Raw genomic sequence first — 24,856 nt, 5'->3', positions numbered from 1 at the left:
CGCTTTCGACGTCCCGAAGAGCGATCCAGCTGCCATTGTGAAAGCCGGACTCGACGGCCTGGAGGCCGGCGACTGGGAGGTAATCGCCGACGAGATGCCCAGCCTCGCGAAGGCAGCCCTCGCCAAAGACCCCCGCGAGTACTACGCCCAGCGGTAACGAAAGCGGGCGCGGGCAACTGACCTTGCCCGCGCCCGCCACACCGACCGGTTCGACGCCCGACCAACCAGCACCGGTCGGTCGGGCCGCTAACAGCGCGAAATCCGCAACGTGGCACCGGCTGACGCCACGGTTAGCAGCCGGCCGCTCCGTACCAGCGAACCGTCGACTATCCACTCGAGCGAAACTGGACGACCAAACCCTGAACAGCCCGGCTCGCCATAGCCTCCAGCAATCCCGTGCCGGGAACCGCGCCTGACCAGACTCGAATCAGACACCGATCCACCGCGAGGCAACGCCCGCTCATCGGCAAAGTCGTTAGCCTGGCCGGGTGGGTACGGCGAGGAAGGATGGCGTCCGCAGGCGGGAGGAGCTTCTCGACGCGGCGTTGCGGTGCTTCACGGACAAGGGCTTGCTGGCGACCGGTATCGAGGACATCCGCAAGGCGGCTGGTGCCAGCCCGTCCAGTGTGTATCACCTCTTCGGCGGCCTGCCGGATCTGGTCGCCGCGTTGCTCGTGCGTACGTTCACCCGGGTCTGTGCCCAGCTCACGGCCGATGTCACCACCGCGCGGACCGCCCGGGACGCGGTGCACGCGCTGGTCCGGTCCCACCTGAATTGGGTCGACGCGCACCCGGACGAGGCCCGGTTCATGTACCAGGCGATGGCCTTGGAGCTCGCATCCGGCCATGCCGAACGGCTCGCGGCGGCGAAGCGGGAGCTGCAAGAGCCGGTCAGCGCACACCTAGCCACGTTCGTGGCGGCCGGTGAACTGCCGGGCTGGGAGCCCGGGCTGCTGGAGACCGTGCTGCTCGGTCCGAGCCATGAGCTGAGCCGCCGGTGGCTTGCCACGGGCGCGGGCGACCTGGTCTGGGCCCGGGCCGCGTTGCCGGGGCTGGCGTGGCGCGCCGTCCGCGAACTGGAGGATTCTTCCAACTAGGCGTACGGTGAAAGGTATGCAGACGACCCTGTACGCCTCCCTGACCGCGAACGGGTTCCTCGTGCGTGCCGGCGGCGAGCGCGAGATCCCAGCGCCGATCCTCACGGACTTCCTCGGTCACGTTCGCCGCTGCGGCAACGTCGTGGTCGGCAGGCGCACCGCCGAACTCATACGGGCCACCGGCTCACCCGCGGAGTTCGCCGGCATCAACGTCGTCGTCCTGTCGCGCAACCCCGGTCGCGGCGTGGCCACATCCCCGGAAGAAGCCCTGCGGCTGCTGGCCGCCCGCGGGCACGCCGAGGCGCTCCTCGGCGGCGGCGCCGGCGCCAACGCCTCCTTTCTGGAGCGTGGCCTCGTCGACGACATCTACCTCAACGTCGTACCGGTGCTGACCCCGGCCGGACCGGCCCTGCCCGCTGCACCGCAGCCGGCCGACCTGCGCCTGCTCGACGTGCGCCAGCTGGCCGGCTCAGCCGTCCAGATGCACTACCGCGCTGGCGCCTGAAAGCTTGCCGCCCCCCGCGAGATCACTTGAGTGCCAGCGGGCCGCAGAGAAGCTGGCGGAAGCGGAGAAGAGGCCGTAACCAAGCGCCAGGCCCACCGCTCAGGATGAGGCGCTGGCGGCTCACCGGCACGTGCGGGGAGCGGCAGATGGGATCCCTCGGCGCAGACGTCGCCGACAAGGGCCGTGTTGCTGGCAGCATGAGCCCATGACCGAGCCGTTGTTCCGCTACCACCCTGATCCCGTAGCCACGGGTTCGGCGGTGCGTGTCGAACACGAGTGCAGTGTCTGCGGCCAGACCCGGCAAATGCGCTATCGCGGACCGATCTACGGCAAACAACCCGATAGCCTGTGCCTGCACTGTATTCAATCCGGAGAAGCCTCCCGGGCACTCAGTGTCGTCGCCACAGCAATAGACGGCAGCGACGTCCTGGACATGCCCGCCGAGTTCAGCGACGCCGTCAACGTACCCGATGACGTGCCGCGCTACGTTGTGGAGGAAATCACCCGCCGAACCCCAGGCTTCTTCGGCTGGCAGCAGCAGTCATGGCTCTACCACTGCGGCGACGGTGCGGCCCTTGTGGGGCCTGCCGGCTATCGTGACCTCACACCGTATCCAGACGCGCTCGACATGCTCCGTGAGAGCCACCGGCAACTCGGCTGGGCGGCAGATGAATCCGAAACGTTTCTACGCCGGCTCGACCGCGATGGTGAGCCCACCGCATATCTGTTTCAGTGCCTGCGATGTCAAACTCACATCGCCTCCTGGGATATCGGCTAGACCCTCTCGCCCACACAACGCCGACGCACTGTCATCGGCAAATGAGTGAGTCTGATGGGGCGACGTGGCCGTGCTTGGCGGTGGCCGGCCACGTCGCTGGCTGCTCAACCTACGCTGTTCGAGGCATACCGGCGGACGCGGGCCTATGCGAGCAGGGCCGCGGCGCCAGGCATGCTGTGCCGGAAGGTGGGCGCAACAGCCGCCGGCGCGGTAATCGACCAAGGCTCGGGCCAGCCGCGGGTCGTGGCCCGCCCGGCAGCAGCCCGCCGGTCTGCATTGATGTTGAGGCGTCTCACGGATTTCGGAGCTCCTTGACACGCATTCAAGGATCGACGATTGCCTTTCCGTCGTCGCGCCGCTGCGGAGCGTTCCGCCAGTTGGAACATGTAGGTCATCCGCGTGTGCCTCGCCATCGCGGCGCGAATCTCCTCGGACAGCACGCCGCCGTGGTCGACCTGGCGCTCGAACCGGTCAAGGAACGCCTTGGTCCCGGAGGACGTCCGCGGTGCGGTCAGCGGTGTTGGCCCACGAGGCGTGCGCGGCAATCCTGGCGCGGCGACTACGCTACGCCGCGGTCAGCCCCCTCCCCCCGGCCCCGATCGCGGTCCGACACGTTCGCCTACCTTCTCGAACTACCTGCGGAAACACGTGGCCAGCCCGACCCATTTCGGCGTCGCTGACATCCGACCGGTAACGGCGCGGGCCGCCGCGGGGCGGCATGAAAGTTCCCCGCCCGGGGTACGCGGCGGTATGGGAACGGGGGCCGTGACGCGGCGCGGTGATGTCGGCGTTGTGCGGCAGCGCCTGGCATTCGCCGCATTGCTGCTCGGACCGTTCGTCGGCGTGCTGGACGTGCTGATCGTGACCGTCGCCGTGCCCGCCATCCGCGCCGACCTGGACGCCACATTTGGACAGGCACAGCTCGTCGTCGCCGGTTACGCAACCGCGTACGGCGTCGGCCTGATCACCGGCGCCCGGCTCGGCGACCGGTATGGCCGCCGGCGGCTTTTTCTCACCGGGCTCCTCCTCTTCGTCGCCGCGTCGGCCGGCTGCGCTGCTGCACCGGATGCAAACCTGCTCATCGCGGCCCGAATCCTGCAAGGCTTAGCGGCGGCGGCCTTCGTCCCTCAGGTTCTGTCCATCGTCCGGGCGTGGTTGCCGGACCAGGCCCGACCCTCCGCGGTCGGCTGGTACGGGACGGTCGTCGGCGTCGGCGCGGTTTCCGGACCGGTCATCGGTGGGCTGCTGATGGGGTGGGATGTAGCAGAGCTGGGATGGCGGCTCGTGTTTCTGGTCAACGTCCCACTTGGACTGCTGGCCATCGCGGGCGTGCTCCGCGGCGTCCCGGAGTCCCGCAGCGCCACCGCGGCGCGCCTCGACCTTGCCGGTGCCGTCACCTCGACGATCGGCCTGGCGGCCCTACTGGTCTCGCTGACCCAGGGCGGCGAGCACGGCTGGTCACCGCAGCTCTTGGCCCTGCTGGCCACCGGCGTGCTCATGCTAGGCGGATTCGTCGTCCGCGAAAACCACCTGGAACGCCGTGGCGGGGCACCACTGCTGCCACCGCGGCTGTTCAAGCACCGAAACTTCACCTGGGCACTGATCGCGGTAGCGTTGCTCTACGCGACCGACGCCAGCTTCTTCGTACTCTCCTTCCACCTACTGGACGGGCTGCACCTCACGCCCACGTGGGTCGGCATACTCCTCATGCCGGTCGGCGCCGGCTTCGCCATCGGCAGCCGCGCCGCCCCGCGGCTGTTTGCCCGCCTCGGGCTGCCCCTGATCGCGGGCGGGATCGCTCTTCAGGCGATGGGCTACGCCGCGATCGCGCTGCACAGCCTCGCCGCCGGTCCCACCGCCCAACCGCCGCTGCTCGCCGTCGCGTTGCTGGCCGTGGGAATCGGCCACGGTCTCGCGGTGAACCCGCTCTTCGACCTCGTCATCTCCAGCACCACCGACGCGGACGCCGGTGCCGCGGTCCGGAACGCTGCTCACCACCACACAGCTAGCCAACGCCCTGGGGATCGCCACGATCGGTTCTGTCTACCTGTCCCTGCTCGACCACCCGCCACACGCGCTGCCCAACCGCGCCTTCGCCGAAGCTCTGGTGTGGACAATGGCGATCCTCGCCGCGGTAAGCATACTCGCGATTCCGCCGCTCAGATTCATGCGCCGGTCTCTAGCCCGGACAACGCCGGCCGTGACGCGACGGCCAGCACACGACGAACACACGTGGAGCGCACGACGTGTCGGCGTTGCCCCGTCGTCGCGCGACACGCGCGCGTCAGCTGTCATGCCCCCAGGCCGCGACCCGAGCCGGCGTCAAACGGTCGGAGCCGACGACGAATGCGCCAGCACGCCAGAGCGCGCCGGCCCGGCGTGACCCGTAACCATCTGTAGCCGCCGTTCGACAGCTCGTCGTGCGCCCGGGCACTCTTGCCGCGTACCCGTAGCGGCGCAGCCTACTTCGGTGACGAGCGGATCGCGGCAGAAGCGGATGCTGCGGCCTTGCCGTCGCCGGCGGAGTGCCAGTCGGCCGGCGGCCCCGCGACGAGCCATCCACTTACGCTTCTGGGCTGGGCGCAAATAGCCTACTCGACCTTTTCGCGCAGCAAAACATTGCCGGCTTTGTCGAGGTACGTGATGGTCAACTTGTCCGTGTCAAACGTCCACTTCTCGACGCCATTGTCGGCTAAGGCTTTGGACATTTCTGCGTAGCCGACACCACCTTTTTCAGCCTGCTGCATGTACCGCAAAAACTCGTCCCCATCGCAGGTTTCGGCGATGGCAAACGTCTCGTGGAACGCCGGGCCGACCAGTATTTGCCCGTCCGCACCGAAATATTCGGAGTGCCCGTCGGTTATATATGAGTCATACGCCTTGACGCCGATGTCCCGCAGCGCGCGCAAATAGCCGCCCAAAGTGCCTTTGTTGCCTAGGCGATCGTGAATGTCAGTGATCTGCTCAAGCGTAAACATGTCGGCGGCATATAGGGGCTTCGCTGTAAGATCGCGCGCACTCATCTCGGCAGTTCAGTAAAGCTGATCGTGGTGGTGTTCGACGTCTGCAGCTGATCGTGGCACCGTCCTGGCGTGCCGGCTGCCGAGCAGGGTGTCCGGTTCCGCTGGGACCTCGCCACCGACCGCGGCGCGCGGTTCGCGTGGGTGGTGAGGTGGCTGGCATCATGGTGCGGCTGTCATGGCTGGCAGTGGGTGTATGGGAGGGGCGAGGGTGTCGTGCGTAGCAGGGTTCAGACCGTAACGCCGAAGAAGGCCGCCGAATATTTGGAGCGCAATACGGCCAACCGGCCGTTGGCGAAGCGGACGGTACGTGAGTTCGCGCAGGCGATGCGGCGCGGTGAGTGGCTGGTCACCCATCAAGGCATCGCGTTCGACACCACCGGGGCGTTGGTGGACGGGCAGCACCGGCTGGCCGCCGTCATCGAAGCCGATATCCCCGTGGAGATGACGGTGTTCACCGAAGTGCCGGTAGGTGCGTTCGATGTGCTGGACACCGGCAAGCGACGCAACGCCGCCGACGTGTTGGCCATCGAGGGCGAGAAGTCAGCCGTCGTGCTGGCCGCCATGGTCCGCACCGTATGGCTGTACGAAAACCGCCCCGAACTGGGCTGGTCCGGCGGCGACGCCGGCGTAACCAACCACCAGATCGTGCAAACCCTGCAACAGCATCCCAAGCTGCGTGACTTTGTCCCGGTCGGGGAACAGATCGGCACCGCCACAGGCATGATCAAAAGCGCGGCCGCGGCCGCAAGCTACCTGGTCACCCAGGCCAGCCACCGCGACCTGACGCCCTGGTTCGACGGCATCATCGAAGGCACCGGCCTAACCAAAGGTGACCCGCGGCTGCTGTTCCGCCGGATCATGTTCAACCACACCCGCAAACAGGCCGGACAGCCGCTACGCCGCCGGGAAACCCGCGAACACGTAACCCTCTACCTCAAAGCCTTCAACGCCTGGACCACCGACACCCAACTGACCGGCGCCCAGCTCAAGTACACCCCCCGCGAACCCGTCCCACCCATCCACACCCACTGAGGTCAACTCGACGCAGTAGCGCCAAAGTCAGATGCGTCCTGGCTAATCAGGCCGGCGAGATCGTCCACGTCGACGGCGGGTACCACGCCTTCGGCGCCTGACGCGTGCGCGTGATCGCGACTTCAGGCGCAAGATACAGTTTCCGGCCCGGGAACTGCAGTTCTGCACCCGAAATCGCGATCACGAGCGGCGCGCGAGGGGTCAACGGTCACAGGTGGACGGTCGGGTAGACGAAGCCCTTGCTGATGGTCGTCGGGCGGTTGCGGAACTCCTGGTCCGGAATGCCTTGGCCGAAAATGTGATACCTCGCGGCGATGTAGTTGCAGCTCCTGCCGACCTCAGACTGCAAAGTCAGGTTGTGCGCCTCCTCGTTGTACCGTCCCGTGTGGAACGTCCATGAGGAGAGGCTGGTCGGGCACGGCTGGCTCGGTGGGAGGACGCCCGAGGCCGCCGATGCGGTGGGCATGACGGCGAACAGGGTGCCCGTGCCGGCGGCCAGGACCGCCACGGCTAGCCCGAGCCTTGTCGTGGTCTTTCTCTTCAGGGTCATTGCTGAGCCTCCGCGGGGCAGGCCCGGACCTGGGTGTCCAGGCGCAACGCCATGCTGCCAACATGCGTTCATCGTTTCGGCATCATGGCTGCATTGCCCCGATCAGCCCTGGTCAGGGTGGGTCGCGTCGCGGGCACCCGGTACGGATCGACCGGGGTGGGGCACGATGGGGGGTGACGTACGACGCGATCCTGCTTCAGCCGTTCGGCGGCCCAGAGGGGCCGGACGACCTGCTGCCGTTCCTGGAAATGTGACCCGCGGGCGCGGCGTGCCGCTCGAACGCCTCGCGGCGCTCGCGGAGCACTACCACCACTTCGGCGAGGGTAGCCCCATCAACAAGCAACGCCACGCACTGCGGGCGGCACTGCGCCCCCCACGTCGACCTACCGATGGACTGGGGCAACCGGAACTGGCACCGGTACCTCGCGGGCGTTGAGGGCACGGAGGCAGCGTTCCTGTCGCTGATAGCCCCGCGTAGGGTGAGCGACTCGGCAGGCCGCTCGTGGTCGGCGGGGCGAGTGCGGCAGGGGCTGTCGGTTACGCAGCTCCAGTCGCCGGCTCACGTCTCCCCACGGGCCGACCGGTGACGGCAGTCCACACCGTCCGACTACACCCGCGACCTGGGGATCTCCAACGTCACGATATGCGTCGCCAAAACTCGCCCGTGCAGTCAACTACCGCGTGACCAGCAGAAAGACGCTGGACGAGGCACAGACGCGACTCCCGCGGTGACCCATCTGTCTATGCCGACATTGGGACCGGCCAAGGGGACCATCGGCGTCGTCGGCCTCGGAGCGCGCCTGCCGTGGCGCCTCGAAGGCATCCTGCCGTTTCCGCTCTGGAACAGAATCCTGACACGGTTGCCGGACGCCGAGCTGTCGTCGCATGGCTTCGTGGTCATCCAGCCCACCTTCCTGGACGCGACGGCGCTCGGCCTGCGCGAAGCCGATGACCCAGACGCGCCCCTGTACACGCGGACGCGGGCCGAGGACATGTCGCTCATCCTGGACCAGCTCGACCTGATCGAGAAGGCTGTGCCGCAGCTTGTCGGGCGCCTGGACCGGGACAAGGTCGCTGCGGTGGGCCACTCGCTGGGCGGGCACACGGCTGCCCTGCTGCTGGGCATGCAGTTCGAGGATCCGTCCCAGGGCGGCCGGAAGGTGAGCCTCGTCGACCGCCGGATCAGGGCGGGTGTTTTGATGGCCGGGCCCGGCCGGGGCGGCGATGCGCTGCACGACCGGGTGGTCCGGCTCTACCCCGCCCTGAACGCCCCAGACTTCTCCACGATGCGGACGCCGGCGCTCGTCGTCGCGGGCGACAAGGACCTCTCCACCACGTTCACCGACCTGGGCGCGAGCTGGCGGATGGACCCGTAACCTCGGCGATCCAGGGCTCCCGCTGCAGCGCAGGACGAGCCGATCGAGCTCAACTTGCCCACGCGCACGCTCAGCACGCCGTCGGACAGCTTCGCCGTCACGTTCTCCGGATCCACGTCACCCGGTAGTGCGACCGCGTACTCGAACTGGCCGGTATGCCGGCGGCCGCGGTCGACGCCCGATCCGAAGTGGACGAGTCCATATCGGACGCTGAACGAACGGTGGCTGGGCTGGACGACCGATGGCGGCGGGCACTTGCCGACCTGGACCTGTTCTTCGGTAAGCGCCACGCCGCCGGTCTGAACGTCCAAGCCGTGTCAGACCTGGCCGGCCGGCTAGTCGACACCGGCCTGCCCGTACCCGGTGCACGACACGATGCCGTACGCGCGCAGCCTTGACCACCCGATCTGCCGGATCAGCGGCGGGCGGTACCGACCACACGCCGCGCCGGCCCGCACGACGAACTTGATAAACGGTTTTGGTCGGGCTGTACCGCCCTGCGATCATGCGTGCGTGTCGTATCTCGTCGCCACCGAGCGCCCTCACGGTGGTCTTCGGAGAGGTGCAGACGCGGCTGACTTACGACGTCGAACTGAGACTCCGACGGCCACCTGCCACCTCCAGGTGCGAGACGACGTCAAGGCTTTGTGTGGCTTTCCGTGGCAGTGTCTGGTCCTCGTGCCGGGGCAGCCTCCTTGGGGCGAACTCGACGAATGGCTGCGCTGCGACCAATGTGAAGACATCTCGTATCGACGGCCGCATGCGAAATTGGCGGCGGATCCGGATGCGAGCTTGCTGCCGCCATTTAGTGGGATAACCAATTTCGTGGCCGAATCGCCCTACGCCGAAATGCGCGATCCCGGATCGCACGGTTCGGAGCGAAACAGGGTTCGGTGGAGGCAATGTCCCTTATAGACGGTGCGTCCAAAGCATCGGCAACTTCAGATGGATCTTAGTGGGGCTGACGTAACGAGACGCCTTCGTTAGCGTCTGTCCGTCGCGTACGGTGCCGTCGCGATTCTGATGCGCGGTGTGCGCGTGCTTCCGTCCATTCTGGGCAAAGCCGATCAGGGAGAAGCCGGATGTCGTTGTCTCGCCGATTCGCCGGTTCGATGCTCGTGGCCGCATTGGTGGGAGGCGGGCTTGCCCCGCTTGTCGCGGCGACGCCGGCGGCGGCCGCCGTGCCCGCGGGCTTCCAGGAGCAGGTCGTGATCAGCGGCCTCAACCAGCCGATGAATTTGGAGTTCGCGCCCGACGGGCGGATCTTCGTGGCGGAGAAGGCCGGCATCATCAAGGTCTTCGACGGGCTCGGCGACACCACGGCGACGGTCTTCGCCGACCTGCGCACCAACGTGCACAACCAGCACGACCGGGGCCTGCTGGGCCTGGCGCTGCACCCCGACTTCCCCGCCACGCCGTACGTCTACGTGCTGTACACGTACGACGCCCCGCCCGGCCAGACCGCCCCGGTGTGGAACGACAACTGCACCTCGGTCGGCGGAGCCAACGGCGGCCGCTGCGTGGTGACCGGCCGGCTGTCCCGGCTGGAGGCGGCCGGTGACGTGATGACCGGCGCGGAGCAGGTGTTCCTGCACGACTGGTGCCAGCAGTACCCGAGCCACTCCATCGGCGATCTGCGCTTCGGCGAGGACGGCGCGCTGTACGCCAGCTCCGGCGACGGTGCCAGCTACTCCGCGGTCGACTACGGCCAGCTCGGCACGCCGCCCAACCCCTGCGCCGACCCGCCGGGCGGCACGATGGCGCCGCCGAGCGCCGAGGGCGGCGCGCTGCGCTCGCAAGACGTGCGCACGCTCGCCGATCCGACCGGGCTCGACGGCACCCTGCTGCGCCTCGACCCGATGACCGGCGCGGCCGCCAGCGGCAACCCGCTCATCGCCAGCGCCGACCTCAACGCCCGACGGATCGTCGCGCAGGGCATGCGCAACCCGTTCCGGTTCACGTTCCGGCCGGGCACCGGCGAGGCCTGGCTCGGCGACGTGGGCTGGAGCACGTGGGAAGAGATCAACCGCGTGGTCGCCCCGGTCGCCGGTGTGACCAACTTCGGCTGGCCGTGCTACGAGGGCGGCGCTACGCAGAGCGGCTACGACGGGGCAAACCTCTCGCTGTGCGAAAACCTGTACACCGGCTCGGGGCAGACCGCGCCGCACTACGCGTACCGGCACGGCCAGGCGGTGGTCGGCGGCGAGACCTGCCCGGTCAACACCGGGTCGTCCACGTCCGGGGTGGCCTTCTACCCGACCAGCGGCGGCAGCTATCCGGCCGCGTACCGGGGCGCCCTGTTCTTCGCCGACTACTCCCGTGACTGCGTCTGGGTGATGCCGCCGGCCAGCCCGGGCGGCGTGCCTGACCCGGCCAGCCGCCAGGTCTTCGTCTCGGGCGCGGCCAACCCGGTCGACCTCGCGATCGGTCCGGGCGGCGATCTGTACTATGTGGACGCCGCCGGCACGGTGCGCCGGATCCGGTACTTCGCCGGCAACACGCCACCCACCGCGGTGCTGCAAGCCTCGCCGACGTCCGGCGCCGCACCGCTCACCGTCAGCTTCGACGCGCGCGGCTCGTCCGACCCGGACCCCGCCGACGCCGGCCTGCTGCGGTACGAGTGGGACTTCACCAACGACGGCACGGTCGACGCCACCACGGCTACCGCCACGTACACCTACCCGGCGGGCGGGCCGTACACCGCGCGGCTGCGGGTGATCGACACGCTCGACGCCGACGACACCGCGACGGTCACCATCCAGTCGGGCAATGCCCGTCCCACCGCGGTGATCGACGCGCCCGCGCCCACGCTCACCTTCGCGGTGAACGACACGATCAACTTCGCCGGCCACGGCACCGACCCGGAGCAGGGCGCGCTGCCGGCCTCCGCCCTGCATTGGCGGCTGCTCCAGCACCACTGCTTCACAGTGGACAACTGCCACGTACACACCGCGCAGGAGTGGGCCGGCGTGGCGTCCGCCTCGTTCCCGGCGCCCGACCACGAGTATCCGTCCTATTTGGAGCTCGTGCTTACCGTGACCGACGCCGGCGGCCTGACACACACCACCAGCGTGCGGCTCGACCCGAAGACGGTCGACCTGACGTTCACCAGCAGCCCGCCGGGGCTTCAGATCGCGGTCGGCGGCACCGCGGCGGCCACACCGTTCACCCGCCGGGTGATCCAGGGCTCGGCCAACTCGGTCAGCGCGGTGACGCCGCAGACGCTCGGCGGCACCACGTACACGTTCGCCAGCTGGTCGGACGCCGGCGCGCAGACCCACCTGATCACCGCTCCGGCGACGGCCACGACCTACCAGGCCACCTACGCCGCCACCGGGCCGGTGCGGTTGCCGCAGTCGCAGATGACCGTGCGCTCGGTGGACAGCCAGGAGACGCTGCTGCTCAACGGCCGGGGTACGAACGTGCTGGACGGCAACACGTCCACCGTCTGGATGAGCCGCATGCTGCTGCCGGCGCCGATGCCGCACGAGATCCAGCTCGACCTCGGCACCAGCCGCTCGGTGGCCGCGGTGTACTACCTGCCGCGGCAGAGCAGCGCCAGCGGGCGGATCGCCAACTACGAGGTGTACGTCTCGGCGGACGGCACCACCTGGGGCCCGGCGGTGGCGACCGGCACGTTCCCCAATAGCACGGCCGAGCAAGCGGTCACGTTCCCGGCCAAGTCCGGCCGGTACGTGCGGCTGCGCGCGCTCAGCGAGGTCAGCGGCAACGCATGGGCGTCGGTGGCCGAGCTGAACGTCGGCATCCTGCCCTGACCGGCCCGCGGCCATCCCGCGACCGCACCTCTTCCGGCCGACGGGTCGACGGCCGGAAGAGGTGACCGAGGCTCTCGACACGAACCCGCGCTCCCCGCGACACATAGGTGCGGGTCGGTGATCCACACTGTGACGGATGGGCCGCACACGGCAGGCAGACCGGAGTTCGCTGAGACGAGTCGCGATCGCGGGATTTGTCGGCACGACGATCGAGTACTACGACTTCTTCATCTATGGCACGGCCGCCGCGCTGGTCTTCTCCGACGTCTTCTTTCCGGCTCTCGGGGACGTAGCGGGTTCCGTGGCATCCTTCGCCACGTCCGCCGTCGCCTTCGTCGCCCGGCCGCTGGGGGCGATCGTCTTCGGGCACTACGGCGATCGGTGGGGCCGCAAACGCACGCTTGTCGCGACGCTGTTGGTGATGGGCTTGTCCACGGTCACGATCGGATTGCTCCCGCCGGCGGCAGCGATCGGCGTCGCCGCTCCGGTCGCCCTCGTAGCCCTGCGCTTTCTCCAGGGTCTGGCCCTCGGCGGCGAGTGGGCGGGCGCCAACCTGCTGACGGCGGAGTACGCCCCGCGGGGCCGCCGTGGCTTCTACGCCGTCTTCCCGCAGTTGGGCGGCGCGATCGGCTTCGCCCTGTCAAGCGCGACGTTCCTGGCGACCGACCTCGTCATCGGAAACAGCGACGAGGCATTCCGCTCCTACGGTTGGCGCGTCCCGTTCATCGCCAGCGCGGTTCTCGTACTGCTGGGCCTGTGGGCACGGGGCACGATTGACGAGACTCCGGTCTTCCGCGCGAGCAGGCAGGCGCTTTCGACCCGATCGCCGTTTGCCGGTGTTGTCCGCGAACAGTGGCGTGAGGTGCTGCTCTGCGGCGGGCTCACCGGCGTCGTATTCGCGCTCTTCTACATAGGCGCTACCTACTTGACGACCTACGGCACCGCGACCTTGGGGATCGACCGGCAGGTCGTTCTCTCGCTCGGGATCGTTGCCGCCGCTGTAGTGGCACTCTTCGTCTTCCTGGGAGGCAGGCTCTCCGACCGCTACGGTCGGCGCAACATCATCATCGTGACGGGGGGACTCGCGTTCGTCTGGTCGATAGGCGTCTTCCCCTTGCTCAGCACCGGCAGTCCGCTCGCGTTCGGGCTGGGGCTCGCTTGCGCCTTCGCCCTCAACGGCTTGGCGTTCGGGCCGGTTGGTGCCTTTCTCCCAGAGCTTTTCGCGACGCGACACAGGTACACCGGAGCGGGAGTGGGTTTCAACCTCGGTGGCATCATCGGCGGTGCCGTGCCCCCACTGCTCGCTCCGGTGCTGGCGGATTCCTTCGGCGCAATGGCCGTCGGCGCCATGGTCGCGTTGTTGGCGGCCATCAGTGTCGTCTGTACCTGGACGCTTACCGAGACGTCAAGTCGGCACAGCCTCCACGACGGGTGACGCGACTGCGCGGTGCCCGGCTCATCTCGCGTGGCGCAGGGCCCAGTCGAGGGCGTAGTCGGCGATCTCTTCCCAGCCCTTCTGGGCGGTCAGCAGGTGGGCGTAGCCCTCGTACTCAACGTGTTCGGTGGTGGTGTTCGACTTGTAGTGCTTGACGTTGGAGGCTTGTACGGCCGGGGGCATGATGTGGTCCTCGCTGCCGGAGATGAACAGCAGCGGTGCCCGGTCGTCGTTGCGGTAGTCGACCCAGGTGTCCTGGTGGCCGGGCTGGAAGTTGGCCAGGACGCTGCCCCACAGGATGCCGCCGTTGGCCGGGATGTGGTATCGCTCGTACAGCGCCTTCGCCTCGTCGTCGCCGAACGTGTTGGTGAACGCGTACTTCCACTCCTCCAGCGTCAGGCCGATGGCCTTGTGCCGGTTCGCCGGTGACCGCAGCACCGGCAGCGTCGACTTGACCTGGGAGAACGGCACCACGTGGACGCCCTCGGTCGGGGCGGAGTTGAGCGCCACGGCGGAGGCGCCGAAGCCGTGGTCGAGCAGGATCTGCGTGAAGGCGCCTCCGGCGGAGTGGCCCATGATGATCGGCGGTCTCGACAGCGGCCGGATGACCGCTTCGAGGTGTTCGATGATGGCCGGGACGGTGAGTGCGGTGATGATGTCGGGGTTGGCGTTGAGGGCCTCGACCTCGACCTCGAAGCCGGGGTAGCCGGGTGCGAGGACCCGAAAGCCCTTGCTCTCGTAGTGGGTGATCCAGTGCTCCCAGCTGCGGGGGGTGACCCAGAAGCCGTGGACCAGGACGATGGTGTCGGGCGTTTCGCTCATCATCAGGCTCCGTGCGTGTTGAGGAATGCGAGCAGGTCGTCGCCGAGCTGCTGCTTGTGGGTGTCGGTGATGCCGTGCGGCGCGCCCGGATAGACGATCAGCTCGGCGCCCTTGACCAGGGCGGCGGATGCCTTGCCGCCCACCTCGAACGGCACGACCTGGTCGTCGTCGCCGTGGATGACGAGGGTCGGTACGTCGAAGGCGGCGAGGTCGTCGCGGAAGTCGGTGGCGGAGAACGCGGCGATCGACTCGTAGGCGTTGCGGTGCCCGGCGGCCATCGACTGCGACCAGAACGCGTCCCGGATGCCCTGCGACACGTTCGCGCCCGGCCGGTTGTTGCCGAAGAACGGCCCGTCGGCGAGGTCCTTGTACAGCTGGGAACGGTCGGTGGCCGATCCGGCGCGGATGCCGTCGAACACCTCGACCGGCACGCCGTGCGGGTTGTCGTCGCGGCGGACCATCAGCGGCGGCACGGCGGAGACGAGGACGGCCTGCGCGACGCGGCTGGTGCCGTGCCGCCCGATGTACCGGGTGATCTCGCCTCCGCCGGTGGAGAACCCGACCAGCGTCACGTCGGACAGGTCGAGGTGCTCGATCAGGGCGGCGAGGTCGTCGGCGTAGGTGTCCATCTCGTTGCCATGCCAGGTCTGGGTGGAGCGGCCGTGGCCGCGCCGGTCGTGGGCGACGGCCCGGTAGCCGTTGGCCGCCAGGAACAGCTGCTGGGCCTCCCAGCTGTCGGAGTTGAGCGGCCAGCCGTGGCTGAGCACGACGGGGCGGCCGGCACCCCAGTCCTTGAAGAAGATGTCGGTGCCGTCGGAGGTGGTGACGAATGGCATGGTGAGTCCCCCTGGTATCAGTCGCGGGTGGTGTGGGCGGCGAGCGTGATGAGGTCGGCGGTGAGCCGCGGCTGGGACATCATGACGACGTGCGAGGCGCGTGCCTCGACGGTGCGGGAGCCGGCGCGCTGTGCCATGAACCGCTGCGCGGCGGCGGGGATGAGGTTGTCGTCGCGGGCGACCAGGTACCACGACCGGATCTGCTTCCAGGCCGGCGGTCCAGACGACTGTTGCAGGGTGTGCACGTCGCCGGGCCGCTGGGTGGCGGCCATGATCTGTGTGGTGGGACTGGGCAGATCGCCGGCGAAGATGTCGCGAAACAGGTCCTGCTTGACGTAGCCGTCGACGCTGGTGCCGCCGCCGGGCAGTGGGTAAGGGCGCCGCTCGATGGCATGTTCACCAAGTTTGCTGCCGGGAAACTTCGTCTGAAGGTCCAGCACGGTGTCACCCTCGTCCGGCGCGAACGCGGCGACGTAGACGAGGGCCTTGACGTTCGGGTTGCCGGTGGCGGCGTTGGTGATGACGACGCCGCCGTAGGAGTGGCCTACCAGGACGATGGGGCCGGGGACGAGGCGCAGGATGCTGGCCAGGTAGGCCGAGTCGGTGTCGACGCCGCGCAGCGGGTTCGCCGGGGCCAGCACCGGGTACCCGGCGCGGACGAGCCGCCGGATCACATCGTTCCAGCCGGAGGCGTCCGCGAACGCGCCGTGGACCAGGACGACGGTGGGCTTCGGCCCGGACGCCGGGTGGGCGCCGGCGGGTGCGGCTGTCGCCGCGGTGACGACGCCCGAGGCGACGAGGGCCGCGGATCCGGCCAGGACCGTACGGCGGGAGACGGCAGGCATGTGGCGCTGGTTCCTTTCGGCGAAGGGGCATGGTTCACGGGCAGGCGGCATCGGCCCACGTACTGGTGGGCTTCGTGGCCTTGACCGTGCCGGCCGTGGTGCTCCGTTGCGGCCGTGCCGGGAACGTTACGGCGGCGGCGGCGTCCCCGTCGTGAGTCAAATGACTGCGGATCAGCGGTCGTGCTCGGCCGCCATCCGCTGAAGCTCGCTACGCGAAGTGATGCCGAGCTTGGGGAACATCCGGTACAGGTGGCTGCCGACGGTCCGGTGCGAGATGAACAGCCTCTTGGCGATGTCCCGGTTGGTCAGCCCCTGCGCGACCATCGAGGCGATCTGTATCTCCTGCGGCGACAACGTGTCCCAGACGTCCGCGACGGGTGAGTCGCTGCGTTCCCCGGCCGCCCGCAGCTCCGCCCTGACGCGCTCCGCCAGCGGCCGGGCCCCGAGGCTGTCGAACCCCTCCCGGGCCCTGCGCAGGTGGTCGCGTGACTCGCGCACCCGCCGCCGGCGACGCAACAACTTGCCGTACGCGAAGAGCAGGCGGTAGCGCTCGTACGGCCAGATCGTCATGTCGGTCGCCAAGGCTTCGGCGAACCGTGGCTCCGACTCGTCGTCAGCGGCCAGCACCGCCGCCGCGAAGCCGAGGTTCATACGGCCCGTGGGCGAGGTCGTCTCGCGTACCTCCGGCGGCAGCCTCGCGATGAGCGACCGGGCGGCGGCGACCTCGCCACACGCCGCGGCGGCTTCGGCCATGCTCGCCAAGGACCACAGGGCGTGTGCCGGGTGGTAGGCGCTGTCGGCCGGATCGTGCAGTTGGGCGAGGCAGGCGAAGGCCCGCTCGTAGTTGCCCTGCCCCGACGCGACCGCCGCGCGCGCGATCAGCGTCACGGCGCCGATGGTGGCGAACCGGCGGGGATTCTCGCGGTCGGCGCGGGCGACGAGGTCCTCCGCGGAGGCGAAGTCGCCGCGGAACGCCACCACCACAGCGTGTGCGACGAGCGAGGACGCCTCCCAGAACGGCTGGCGGGTCTCCGCGCACAACCGGGTGCTCTCCTCGGCGGCGGCCACGGCGTAGGACCAGTTTCCGCGGCGCATGGCGGACCACGCGAGCAGCGACAGCGTCCTGCCGAGGGTGTGCAGGTGACCTTCGGAACGCAGCCGCTCCGCCGCGTCGGTGAGCAGGCCCTGGGAGACGTCGAACGCGCCGGCGCACGCCGCCGCGTGCGCGAGCCGGTAGCTGGTGGTGGTGTCCCGGGCGCCGGCCGGCACCTGGGCTGTCAACGCGCGGATCCTGGCGTCGCTGTCGAAGGGCGAGCAGTACGCCAGCAGCTGCACCCGCGTCGAAACGTCGACAAACGCCAGCCGGTCCGCCGCGCCGATCACCTGCTTGCCGACCGGTCGGCCGGGAGCGAGGTTCCAGCAGCGCAGCGCCGACGCCCGGAGGAAGTCGGTCGCCAGTGTGTCGTCGCCGACCGTGCTCGCCCGGCCGGCGAGGTCGACGAGTGCGGTGATGCGCTGGTCACCGCCGCGGTCTCCGTCGGCCAGCTCGTTGAGCCACTCGTACCGCAGGCCGTCGTGCTCGCTGTCCACGAGATCCCCGTAGCGCCTCCGGAGCCGCTCGCCGTGCTCGGGCTGCCCGACCGCGTACGCGAGGGCGGCCGCGTGATAGGTGCGGCCCGCCTTGTCGCGGCCGTCGACGGACAGCTGGGCGGCACGTTCCAGTGCCCGCACCGCGTTCGTCGGCGCGCCGCGTTTGATCGCCCGCTCGGCGTGCCGCTCGAGCTCGGCCGCCAGCGCGGCGTCCGGCCGCAACGCCGCGGCGGCCCGGTGCCACACGGACCGCTCCGGCTGGTCGGGCAGGACGTGTGCAAGTGCGGCGTGGCAGGCCCGCCGCCGGTCGGGTCGGAGTCGCTGGAGGATCGCGGACCGGATGAGCGGGTGCCGGAAGCGGACGGCGGCGCCGTCCACCACGATCAACCCGGCCGACACCGCCGGGTCGAGTGAGGGCGTGTCGTCCCGGCCGCACAGCATCTCGGCGGCGGCGACGATCTCGGCGACGTCGTCGGAGTCGCTGAGCGCCGCCACCTCCAGGATCGTCGTCGTCACGGCGTCGAACTCGTCGACGCGCGCCAGGAACGAGCTCTCCAGGCGTGCGGTCAGCGGCAGGCGGTCGGTGTCGACGCCGGAGTACATCCCGATCGCACGGGGCAACTCCAGCAACGCGAGTGGGTTGCCACGCGCGGCGTCCAGTAGCAACGACCTCGCGCTCGCGTCGAGTGTGCCGGCGACGCGGTCCAGCAGGGCCGCCGCGGATTCCGAGTCGAGCGGGGCGAGACTCATGGCCGGGACCGCCGCGTCGAGGAGTGCCCCGGCCTCGTTCTCGCGGTGCGTGGCGAGCAGCACGATGCGGTCGGACGCGACCCTGCGCGCGAGGAAGGCCAGCGCCTGCTGACTGGCCGGGTCCATCCACTGGGCGTCGTCGGCCAGCAGCAGTACCGGTCGCTCGACCGCGACCTCCGCCAGCAACTCCAGCGCCGCCATCGCCACCGTGGACAGGTCCGGCGCCGCACCCGACGCCCGACCGAAGGCGACATCCAGGGCTCGCCGATACTGTGCGGTGAGCCGGTTGCGGTGGCCGAGGACCGGACGCGTGACCTGGTGCAGCGCGGCATACGGCAGGCCGAACTCGGTGACCGAACCGACGGTGCGCAACACCCGCAGCTTGTCGCCGGCCGTTACGGCGGCCCAGTCCAGCAGCGCCGACTTACCGACACCGGGCGTGCCGCGGATGACCAGCGCGGCGCCACCCTCGGCGGCACCGTCCAGCAACGCGCCGATGGCCGTCTGCTCCGGCGCCCGACCGACCAGAAAACGTTGTGCGTCCACGCTTACCCCCGCCGTACCCCGCTGTGTCGGGTACGTATGACACGAAGGCTATTGGAAGAAGGCGGCCAGGCCGATGGGCCGTTCGGGCTTGGTCAACACCTACCGGTGTGTGGGTGGCAAACGCGGCCGGCGGTTGGTTCAGCCGCCACCCGTGCGCAAGGTGTGGTGGGGTAGCTCACCGTATTGGGCTTGGTAAGCGGCGGCGAAGCGGCCCATGTGTACGAAACCCCACCGGTGTGCGATCTCGGTGACGGTCCGGCCGTTGGTGTCCGGGCGGCGCAGGTCGTCGTGCGCTCTGGCGAGCCGTAGCCGCCGCAGGTAGGTCATCGGGGACATGCCGGCGTACCGGCGGAATCCTTCTTGCAGCGCGCGCACGCTCACCCCCACCGTCCGCGCGAGGTCCTGCACGGTGACGGCTCGGCCCGGGTCGGCCTCCATGAGGTCGATCGCCCGCTTCACGTGCCGCGGCCGGCTCGGCGTCACCGAGCCGGCCAGCTCGGCGCGGTACTGATGGTCGGTGGCCAGCAGCACACCGGTGAGCACGCAACTCCACAGCCGGCTGGCGACCAACGGCTGACAGACGAGGCCGTCGCGGTTTTCCAACTCGGCGTGGATGAACCGCAGCAACCGCACCAGGCTGCGGCCGGGGCCGGTCCTGAAGTCGTTTCCGAGCGGGATGCGCAGTGGCCCCCGAATCGGGTGTCCGAGCAGCTGAGCCAGCGCGGCTTCGAGCGCCGACGCGTCGATCTTCGTGGCGAGCTGGTGGCTGCCGCCGCTGATCAACGGCTGGTCGACCGCCCCCGTGGGGCGGAACAGCGTCGCCCATCCAGGGCCGGCGGCGGTCTCCGTGCCGTGCTGCCGGGCCTGCACGTGGCCGACGAGCGGCAGGTTGAGCTGATAGGCGTCCAGGTATCCCAGGCCGGTCGACACATCCACGCCGTACGCCAGGTCACCGACCGTCAAAGGGCCGAGCTGGATCACCGTCAGATCGAACGAAAACGCGTCCACCGGTCCGCGGGGCCGCACGGTCAGCGGGCAGTAGGCCCAGTCGAACATCGCGTTCGTTTCATCGGCACTGGACGCGTGGTACGACACCGGGGCCGGCCACGGATCCCCATTCCTTTCTGTACGCGGCGGCATGCCAAGAAGTATGCGGCGTCGAGAGGCCCGGCACACGGTCTGGCCGAGTGGATCGCTTGCCGTGGCGGGTGATCACCTCACTATCACGGTGAATGCCGCCTGGTGTACGGCACCGGCCACCTTGAACTGTAGGAAGACGCGGTGCCGGCCGCGCTGCGGAAACTGGGTGTGGAAGGTCAGGACGCCGTCGGCCGGTGCTGCCCGCGTGTTCGCCGGCGTCGTGGGGTGTAGATGGGTGAGGCGCTGGGTGGTGGAGTCGAACACGGAGGCGTGGGCGTACACACCGAGGTACGGCTCGAGCGCCGTGACCGGCGCACCGCGGGCGTCGCGCACCTGGAAGCGCATGATGTCGGGCCGGCCCGCGGCCGCGTCCGCCGTGCCTTCGAGCCGGCTTACCGTGAACCGGCCGGCGCGCACCCGGGACGCCGGCGCCGGGAGGGGCACGTAGCGGGTGTCGCCGGCGATGACGAACGGCGTGCCGAGCACGGTGGGGTGCTGGCCGCCGGCGCCGCCCTTGGGGACGAATTCGGCGTACAGCCGGTAGACGCCGCCGTCCGGCACCTTGACCGCGGCGGTCCATGTGTCACCGGCGAGCGTCGGGTGCAGGTGCTGGTAGAAGCTGAGGTCATCGCGCAGCACGTACAGATGCAGCGGTTCACTCCCGACCGCGTCGAACGCCGTGGCCGGCGCGCCGCCGGGACCGATGATGCGGAACGCCAGCGGTATCGCGTCACCGCGCCGGTCGGGCAGCGCGACCGGCGACAGCAGGTACCCGTCGTGGTTGTCGGAGAGGCCGTCCGCGACGTCGCCGTGCGCGGCGTGGCCGGCCGCTGGCCGGGGCGGGGCGTCCCGGCCAGCGTCGAAGGGGTTGACGTAGGCCACCGCCGCCACGAACAAACCGACCATGACGAGCGGGACCCAGGGGATCCGGCGGGTCACGTCGTGGGCAGGTTCGGCCGGACGACGAACAGGCCGCGCTGGATGCTGAAGATCGCCACGTTGCCGCTGGGGTAGAACGGATAGACGTGCCAGGCGCCGGCGAACCCGGCGGCGTTGCTGGACGGGTCGACGTCGAAGTAGCCGGCCTCGGTCATCGTCGACGGGTTGGCGATGTTGGTGAGCCGCAGGATCCGCAGCCCGGCCCGATAGTTGGCCTGGTAGCTGTAGTTACCCTTGACGAACTGGTTGTGGTCGGTGGCCGCGGTCGGCCCGAGGTACGAGCCCACGAGCACCGGGCTGGTCAGGCTCGCCATGTCGAACACGTATGTCTTGCTGCGGTGGCCCAACCGCGTCTCGTCGAGTTCGTCGTCGAGCACGAAGTAGCGGTGGTTTTCGGTGAACCAGCCCTGATGCGTGTAGCCCCGCCCGGCGTAGGTTTGCCGGGCCAGCCGCACCGGCGCGGACTTGTTGGTCACGTCCCAGACGGTCAGCGTGTCCTCGTTGCTGGCCATGAGGATCTCGCGCCCCTGGTACGCGGTGTGCGGACCGCGGTACACCACAGCCTGCGCGTCGTGGGTGTAGCCGTCGCCGCTCACACAGCCCGCGAAACTCGGACTGGTCGGGTTGGCCAGGTTGAACACTCGCGACCCGCCGCTGCATGTGTTCGAGCCGTTGACGTACGCGTACCCGGTGGCGTTGTTGATGTGAATGGTGTGTCCATTGTTGAACGACGTGTTGCGGGCGTCCGCGGTGAACGTCTGCGGGGTCGTGACCGAGCGCAGCCGGGCCAGGTTGAAGATCTGCATGCCGTGCGCCCCGTTGTTGTCCGAGACGATGTAGGCGTGGTTGTTGTGGACGCTCAGCTCGCGCCAGCTCGACGTGCCCGTGGCACTGGGCAGGTTACCCAGGTACCGGGGGTTGACCGGGTCGCTGATGTCGACGAACGACGTTCCCGTGGTACGACCGACGATCGCGTACTCCTTGCCCGTAGAGGTGTCGGTCCACCCCCAGCCCGCCGAGCCGCTGCCGCCACCGATCGCGGACAGCGGAAGGTTGCCCAGCAGGTCCACATTGGAGCACGGATAGCCACCTGCCATCCCGCCGACGCAGGACGCCTGCGCGGCCGCCGCCTGCGGAATGGACAACGGGTCGACCTGTTCCGGGCGGTCGTGGTCGTGATCGTGGCCGCCGTCCGCGGCGAGCCACGGCATCGTCTTCAGGTCGCGCGGTCCGGTCCGATCCGGGTCGACGGCTGAAGCACTCGCGGTGAGCGACCCGCTGAGGGCCACCACGGCGCAGAGCGGTAGCAGGAAATACAAAGGCCGACGCCGCATGGCGCACCTCCCGTGGCAGGGCACGGGGATCACCCACGCCCGCCCGAAGCGATCACGCCAGGCATCGTCGACGGTCCGACGCTACGACCCGAGCACGATCGAGGCTGGTAACTGTATCGATCGACGGTACGGGGTTGCGGCGTGTCACTCAAGAGTGGCCGCGTGCGCGGCGGCGCGTGCGGTGGCCGTAGGGCCATCCCCCGAACGCCGGCGCTATCTGGTAGACAGTGGGGCATCGTGTCCGATACTCCAGCCGCGGCCGTGCCGCCACCCACCCCCGCGGACAGGTCCGCACCCCGGCCGCGCCGGGTGCTGCTGGCAGCCCTCGCGGTGGCGGCGTTGCTGTGCGGTGCGGGCCTCGCGAGCGCGGTGACCTTCCTGGTCATGCGCGACGACGCGGGGCCGGGGCCGGCACGCGAGCACGAGGTGCGGGTGTTTCTCGACGTGGACGCCACCGCCGAGCAGAAGGCGGCGGTCGAGTCGGCGCTCTCCTCCCGATACCCGGGCGGCACGATTCGCGTGGAGACCCGCGAGCAGGCGTACCAGCGGTTCAAGGAGCTGTACAAGGACGAACCGGATCTGGTCGAGAAGGTGCGACCCGACAGCTTCCCGGAGTCGTTGCTGGTGACCACCACCGCCAAGGTGTTCGACTGCGCGGGGTTGGCCGCGGTGGCGGAGATGGACGGTGTCGGCTCCGCCACGGTCTGGCAGCTCGCCGCGGGAGAGCGCCCCAGAGCCATGATCCTGGACTGTCCGTAGCATGTCGACGATGCCACCCGAGTCGCCGCCGGGCGCGGTCCCTACCGCCATGCCGCCGGGCCGGTCCGCGCCGTGGCCGCGCTGGGTCGTGTACTCGCTGGTCGTCCTGGCCGCGCTGGTGGGTGGTGCGGTCGCCGGTGCGACGGTGACGCTGCTGGTCGTGGAGGACCGGCCGGAGGACCTCCACGTCGTGACGGTGTTCCTCGACGGCGGGGCCACGGCGGAGCAGCGCACGGCGGTGGAGTCGGCGCTGTCCCGTATGTACCCGCCGGACCGGATCCGCCGGCAGAGCCGTGAGCAGACGTTGGAAACCCTCCGCGAGGACTACCTGAAGGACTTCGGCGCCGAAGTGAAGGCCGAGCTGGGCGAGTCGTTCCGGGTCGAGCTCCCCGGATCGTCGATCGACTGCCCAGCGCTGGCTCCGGTCGGGAAGATGCCCGGCGTGCAGCTGGTCGCCGTGGGCCAGCCGGCCGATGACGACCGCCCGTACGCGCTCCTCCTGGAGTGCCCGTAGTCGTGCGGCCGGTCGCGGCCGCCGCCGTTCACAGCAGCTTGTCCTGGGTGAACGGCGGCCGGCAACGCCACCACCTCGCGATTGGCTGCTGCGGCTGGGGTGCCGAACGCGGAGGCTGGTCATCGTGGAAGTCGAAGAAGCGCAGAAACTCTGGTCGGGAAAGCCCGGATGGCTCAATACCGCAAGCTACGGCCTTCCGCCTCGGCCCGCGTACGAGGCCCTCCAGAACGCGCTGGAGCAATGGCGTGAAGGTAGCACCGGTTGGGAAACCTGGAGCGCCACGACGGATGAGGCGAGGGCGAGGTTCGCGGCTCTCATCGGAGCCGACGCCGCCGATGTGGCCATCGGCGCTCAGGTCTCGCAGATGCTCGCACCCGTGGCCTGTTCGCTTCCGCGTGGCGCGTCGGTGCTGGTGCCCGAGCAGGAGTTCACATCGGCGGTCTTTCCCTGGGCCGTGCACGAGGCGCGTGGCGTTTCAGTCCGCAGCGCGCCGTTGGACGACTTCGCCGGACACATCAGCGAGGAAACCGATGTCGTTTGTTTCTCGCTCGTACAGTCCGGGGACGGTCGGATAGCCGACTACCGCTCGATAGTGACCGCGGCCCGACACGTTGGCGCCATGGTTGTCGTCGACGCGACCCAAGCCGCCGGGTGGTACCCGTTCGACGGGCGGTTGGCCGACGTGGTGGTGGTGAGCGCCTACAAGTGGCTCATGGCGCCGCGCGGGACCGGATTCGTCTACATCGCGCCGCGTCTGCGCGACTCGTTCACCCCTGTAGCGGCTGGCTGGTTCGCCGGCGAGGATGTCGAAAAGTCCTTCTACGGTTTGCCGCTGCGCCTCGCCAAGGAGGCGCGCGCGTTCGACCTGTCCCCGGCCTGGCATCCCTGGGTAGCGACGGCACCCGCCCTCAAGGTGATCCAAGACGTCGGGGTTGACACCGTCTACCGGCACAACACCGCACTGGCCAACCGGTTCCTCGCCGGACTTGGACACCCACCACGGGAAAGCGCTATTGTCACGCTCAGTTCAGCGGGTGCCGGTGAGGCCCTTACCCGGGCTGGGATTCGCACCGCCGGACGCAATGGTGCGGTTCGCGTCTCATTTCACCTGTACAACACCGAGTCCGACGTTGACATGGCGCTGGATGCCCTCCGCGGCTAGACAGCGGCGCCAGGCGTTCCATACCGCAGCGATATGTGTCCTTGGGG

Annotated in this window: 21 protein-coding genes and 2 pseudogenes; 12 read left to right on the top strand and 11 right to left on the bottom strand. The window is 69.2% G+C overall.

The features are described from left to right. Positions 1-488 precede the first annotated feature (488 nt). The 4 genes from ACTMTJ_RS40865 (at position 489) to ACTMTJ_RS40850 (ending at position 4,780) form a co-directional block, all read left to right on the top strand. The gene (locus ACTMTJ_RS40865; protein WP_441224138.1) at positions 489-1,097 is read left to right on the top strand and encodes a TetR/AcrR family transcriptional regulator; all 609 of its coding nucleotides are present in this window, start codon (positions 489-491) and stop codon (positions 1,095-1,097) included. Between the two features lie 16 nt (positions 1,098-1,113). After that, a complete protein-coding gene (locus tag ACTMTJ_RS40860) occupies positions 1,114-1,602 on the top strand; it encodes a dihydrofolate reductase family protein (RefSeq protein ID WP_441224137.1) in 489 nt (162 codons plus the stop codon). Between the two features lie 205 nt (positions 1,603-1,807). Next, entirely contained in the window at positions 1,808-2,380 is a 573-nt protein-coding gene (locus ACTMTJ_RS40855; RefSeq protein ID WP_441224136.1) for a CbrC family protein, read from the top strand. A gap of 792 nt (positions 2,381-3,172) precedes the next feature. After that, on the top strand, positions 3,173-4,780 hold the full coding sequence (locus ACTMTJ_RS40850) for an MFS transporter (RefSeq protein WP_441224135.1): 1,608 nt from the start codon (positions 3,173-3,175) through the stop codon (positions 4,778-4,780). 191 nt (positions 4,781-4,971) lie between these two features. Here the strand turns inward: ACTMTJ_RS40850 and ACTMTJ_RS40845 are convergent, their stop codons facing one another. Next, on the bottom strand, positions 4,972-5,403 hold the full coding sequence (locus ACTMTJ_RS40845) for a DUF1398 family protein (RefSeq protein ID WP_441224134.1): 432 nt from the start codon (positions 5,401-5,403) through the stop codon (positions 4,972-4,974). Positions 5,404-5,472: 69 nt separating this feature from the next. Here ACTMTJ_RS40845 and ACTMTJ_RS40840 point away from each other — a divergent pair, with 69 nt between their 5' ends. Further along, complete coding sequence (locus ACTMTJ_RS40840; protein WP_441224133.1) at positions 5,473-6,435, top strand: hypothetical protein; 963 nt, start codon at positions 5,473-5,475, stop codon at positions 6,433-6,435. 208 nt (positions 6,436-6,643) lie between these two features. Here ACTMTJ_RS40840 and ACTMTJ_RS40835 read toward each other — a convergent pair whose 3' ends face one another. Continuing rightward, positions 6,644-6,985, bottom strand: coding sequence for a hypothetical protein (locus ACTMTJ_RS40835; protein WP_441224132.1), 342 nt, complete (start codon positions 6,983-6,985; stop codon positions 6,644-6,646). A 173-nt stretch (positions 6,986-7,158) separates the two neighbouring features. Between ACTMTJ_RS40835 and ACTMTJ_RS40830 the strand changes: the two are divergent. Together ACTMTJ_RS40830 and ACTMTJ_RS40825 are read left to right on the top strand one after the other, a co-directional pair. Next, a pseudogene (locus tag ACTMTJ_RS40830) lies at positions 7,159-7,413 on the top strand (ferrochelatase); the annotation flags it as partial. Between the two features lie 315 nt (positions 7,414-7,728). Further along, on the top strand, positions 7,729-8,361 hold the full coding sequence (locus ACTMTJ_RS40825; RefSeq protein ID WP_441224131.1) for an alpha/beta hydrolase family protein: 633 nt from the start codon (positions 7,729-7,731) through the stop codon (positions 8,359-8,361). A 59-nt stretch (positions 8,362-8,420) separates the two neighbouring features. On the opposite strand, the pseudogene ACTMTJ_RS40820 reads toward ACTMTJ_RS40825, so the two are convergent. Next, positions 8,421-8,651, bottom strand: a pseudogene (locus ACTMTJ_RS40820) (Hsp20/alpha crystallin family protein); the annotation flags it as partial. Between the two features lie 45 nt (positions 8,652-8,696). Next, positions 8,697-8,819 (bottom strand): hypothetical protein, encoded by a 123-nt coding sequence (locus ACTMTJ_RS40815; RefSeq protein ID WP_441224130.1) that lies wholly within the window; start codon positions 8,817-8,819, stop codon positions 8,697-8,699. Between the two features lie 624 nt (positions 8,820-9,443). Here ACTMTJ_RS40815 and ACTMTJ_RS40810 point away from each other — a divergent pair. After that, entirely contained in the window at positions 9,444-12,137 is a 2,694-nt protein-coding gene (locus tag ACTMTJ_RS40810; protein WP_441224129.1) for a PQQ-dependent sugar dehydrogenase, read from the top strand. 136 nt (positions 12,138-12,273) lie between these two features. Next, a complete protein-coding gene (locus ACTMTJ_RS40805) occupies positions 12,274-13,572 on the top strand; it encodes an MFS transporter (protein WP_441224128.1) in 1,299 nt (432 codons plus the stop codon). A gap of 21 nt (positions 13,573-13,593) precedes the next feature. Here ACTMTJ_RS40805 and ACTMTJ_RS40800 read toward each other — a convergent pair whose 3' ends face one another. From ACTMTJ_RS40800 to ACTMTJ_RS40770, 7 genes are all read right to left on the bottom strand, one after another. Beyond that, the gene (locus ACTMTJ_RS40800) at positions 13,594-14,394 is read right to left on the bottom strand and encodes an alpha/beta hydrolase (protein ID WP_441224127.1); all 801 of its coding nucleotides are present in this window, start codon (positions 14,392-14,394) and stop codon (positions 13,594-13,596) included. A gap of 2 nt (positions 14,395-14,396) precedes the next feature. After that, complete coding sequence (locus ACTMTJ_RS40795; RefSeq protein ID WP_441224126.1) at positions 14,397-15,230, bottom strand: alpha/beta fold hydrolase; 834 nt, start codon at positions 15,228-15,230, stop codon at positions 14,397-14,399. Between the two features lie 17 nt (positions 15,231-15,247). Next, on the bottom strand, positions 15,248-16,075 hold the full coding sequence (locus ACTMTJ_RS40790) for an alpha/beta fold hydrolase (RefSeq protein ID WP_441224125.1): 828 nt from the start codon (positions 16,073-16,075) through the stop codon (positions 15,248-15,250). A gap of 171 nt (positions 16,076-16,246) precedes the next feature. Further along, positions 16,247-18,961, bottom strand: a complete 2,715-nt coding sequence (locus ACTMTJ_RS40785; protein ID WP_441224124.1) for a LuxR C-terminal-related transcriptional regulator — start codon at positions 18,959-18,961, stop codon at positions 16,247-16,249. Between the two features lie 138 nt (positions 18,962-19,099). Further along, the gene (locus ACTMTJ_RS40780) at positions 19,100-20,017 is read right to left on the bottom strand and encodes an AraC family transcriptional regulator (protein WP_441224123.1); all 918 of its coding nucleotides are present in this window, start codon (positions 20,015-20,017) and stop codon (positions 19,100-19,102) included. Positions 20,018-20,173: 156 nt separating this feature from the next. Next, the gene (locus ACTMTJ_RS40775; protein WP_441224122.1) at positions 20,174-21,040 is read right to left on the bottom strand and encodes a hypothetical protein; all 867 of its coding nucleotides are present in this window, start codon (positions 21,038-21,040) and stop codon (positions 20,174-20,176) included. Continuing rightward, positions 21,037-22,374 carry a choice-of-anchor B family protein gene (locus ACTMTJ_RS40770; RefSeq protein ID WP_441224121.1) on the bottom strand — a complete coding sequence of 446 codons (1,338 nt, stop codon included), beginning with the start codon at positions 22,372-22,374 and terminating at the stop codon, positions 21,037-21,039. Before ACTMTJ_RS40770 ends, ACTMTJ_RS40775 begins: the two co-directional genes overlap by 4 nt. Before the next feature lie 237 nt (positions 22,375-22,611). Here ACTMTJ_RS40770 and ACTMTJ_RS40765 point away from each other — a divergent pair, with 237 nt between their 5' ends. From ACTMTJ_RS40765 to ACTMTJ_RS40755, 3 genes are all read left to right on the top strand, one after another. Then, a complete protein-coding gene (locus tag ACTMTJ_RS40765) occupies positions 22,612-23,133 on the top strand; it encodes a permease-like cell division protein FtsX (protein ID WP_441224120.1) in 522 nt (173 codons plus the stop codon). Between the two features lie 10 nt (positions 23,134-23,143). Continuing rightward, positions 23,144-23,647 carry a permease-like cell division protein FtsX gene (locus ACTMTJ_RS40760; RefSeq protein WP_441224119.1) on the top strand — a complete coding sequence of 168 codons (504 nt, stop codon included), beginning with the start codon at positions 23,144-23,146 and terminating at the stop codon, positions 23,645-23,647. A gap of 124 nt (positions 23,648-23,771) precedes the next feature. Then, the gene (locus ACTMTJ_RS40755; RefSeq protein WP_441224118.1) at positions 23,772-24,809 is read left to right on the top strand and encodes an aminotransferase class V-fold PLP-dependent enzyme; all 1,038 of its coding nucleotides are present in this window, start codon (positions 23,772-23,774) and stop codon (positions 24,807-24,809) included. The last annotated feature ends 47 nt before the right edge of the window (positions 24,810-24,856 follow it).

Origin of the sequence: Phytohabitans sp. LJ34, assembly GCF_052068095.1 — a bacterium.
In the GTDB taxonomy this organism is placed as follows: domain Bacteria; phylum Actinomycetota; class Actinomycetes; order Mycobacteriales; family Micromonosporaceae; genus Phytohabitans.
Note: the sequence above shows the minus strand (reverse complement) of the source record. Positions and strands in the feature narration are given on the sequence as shown.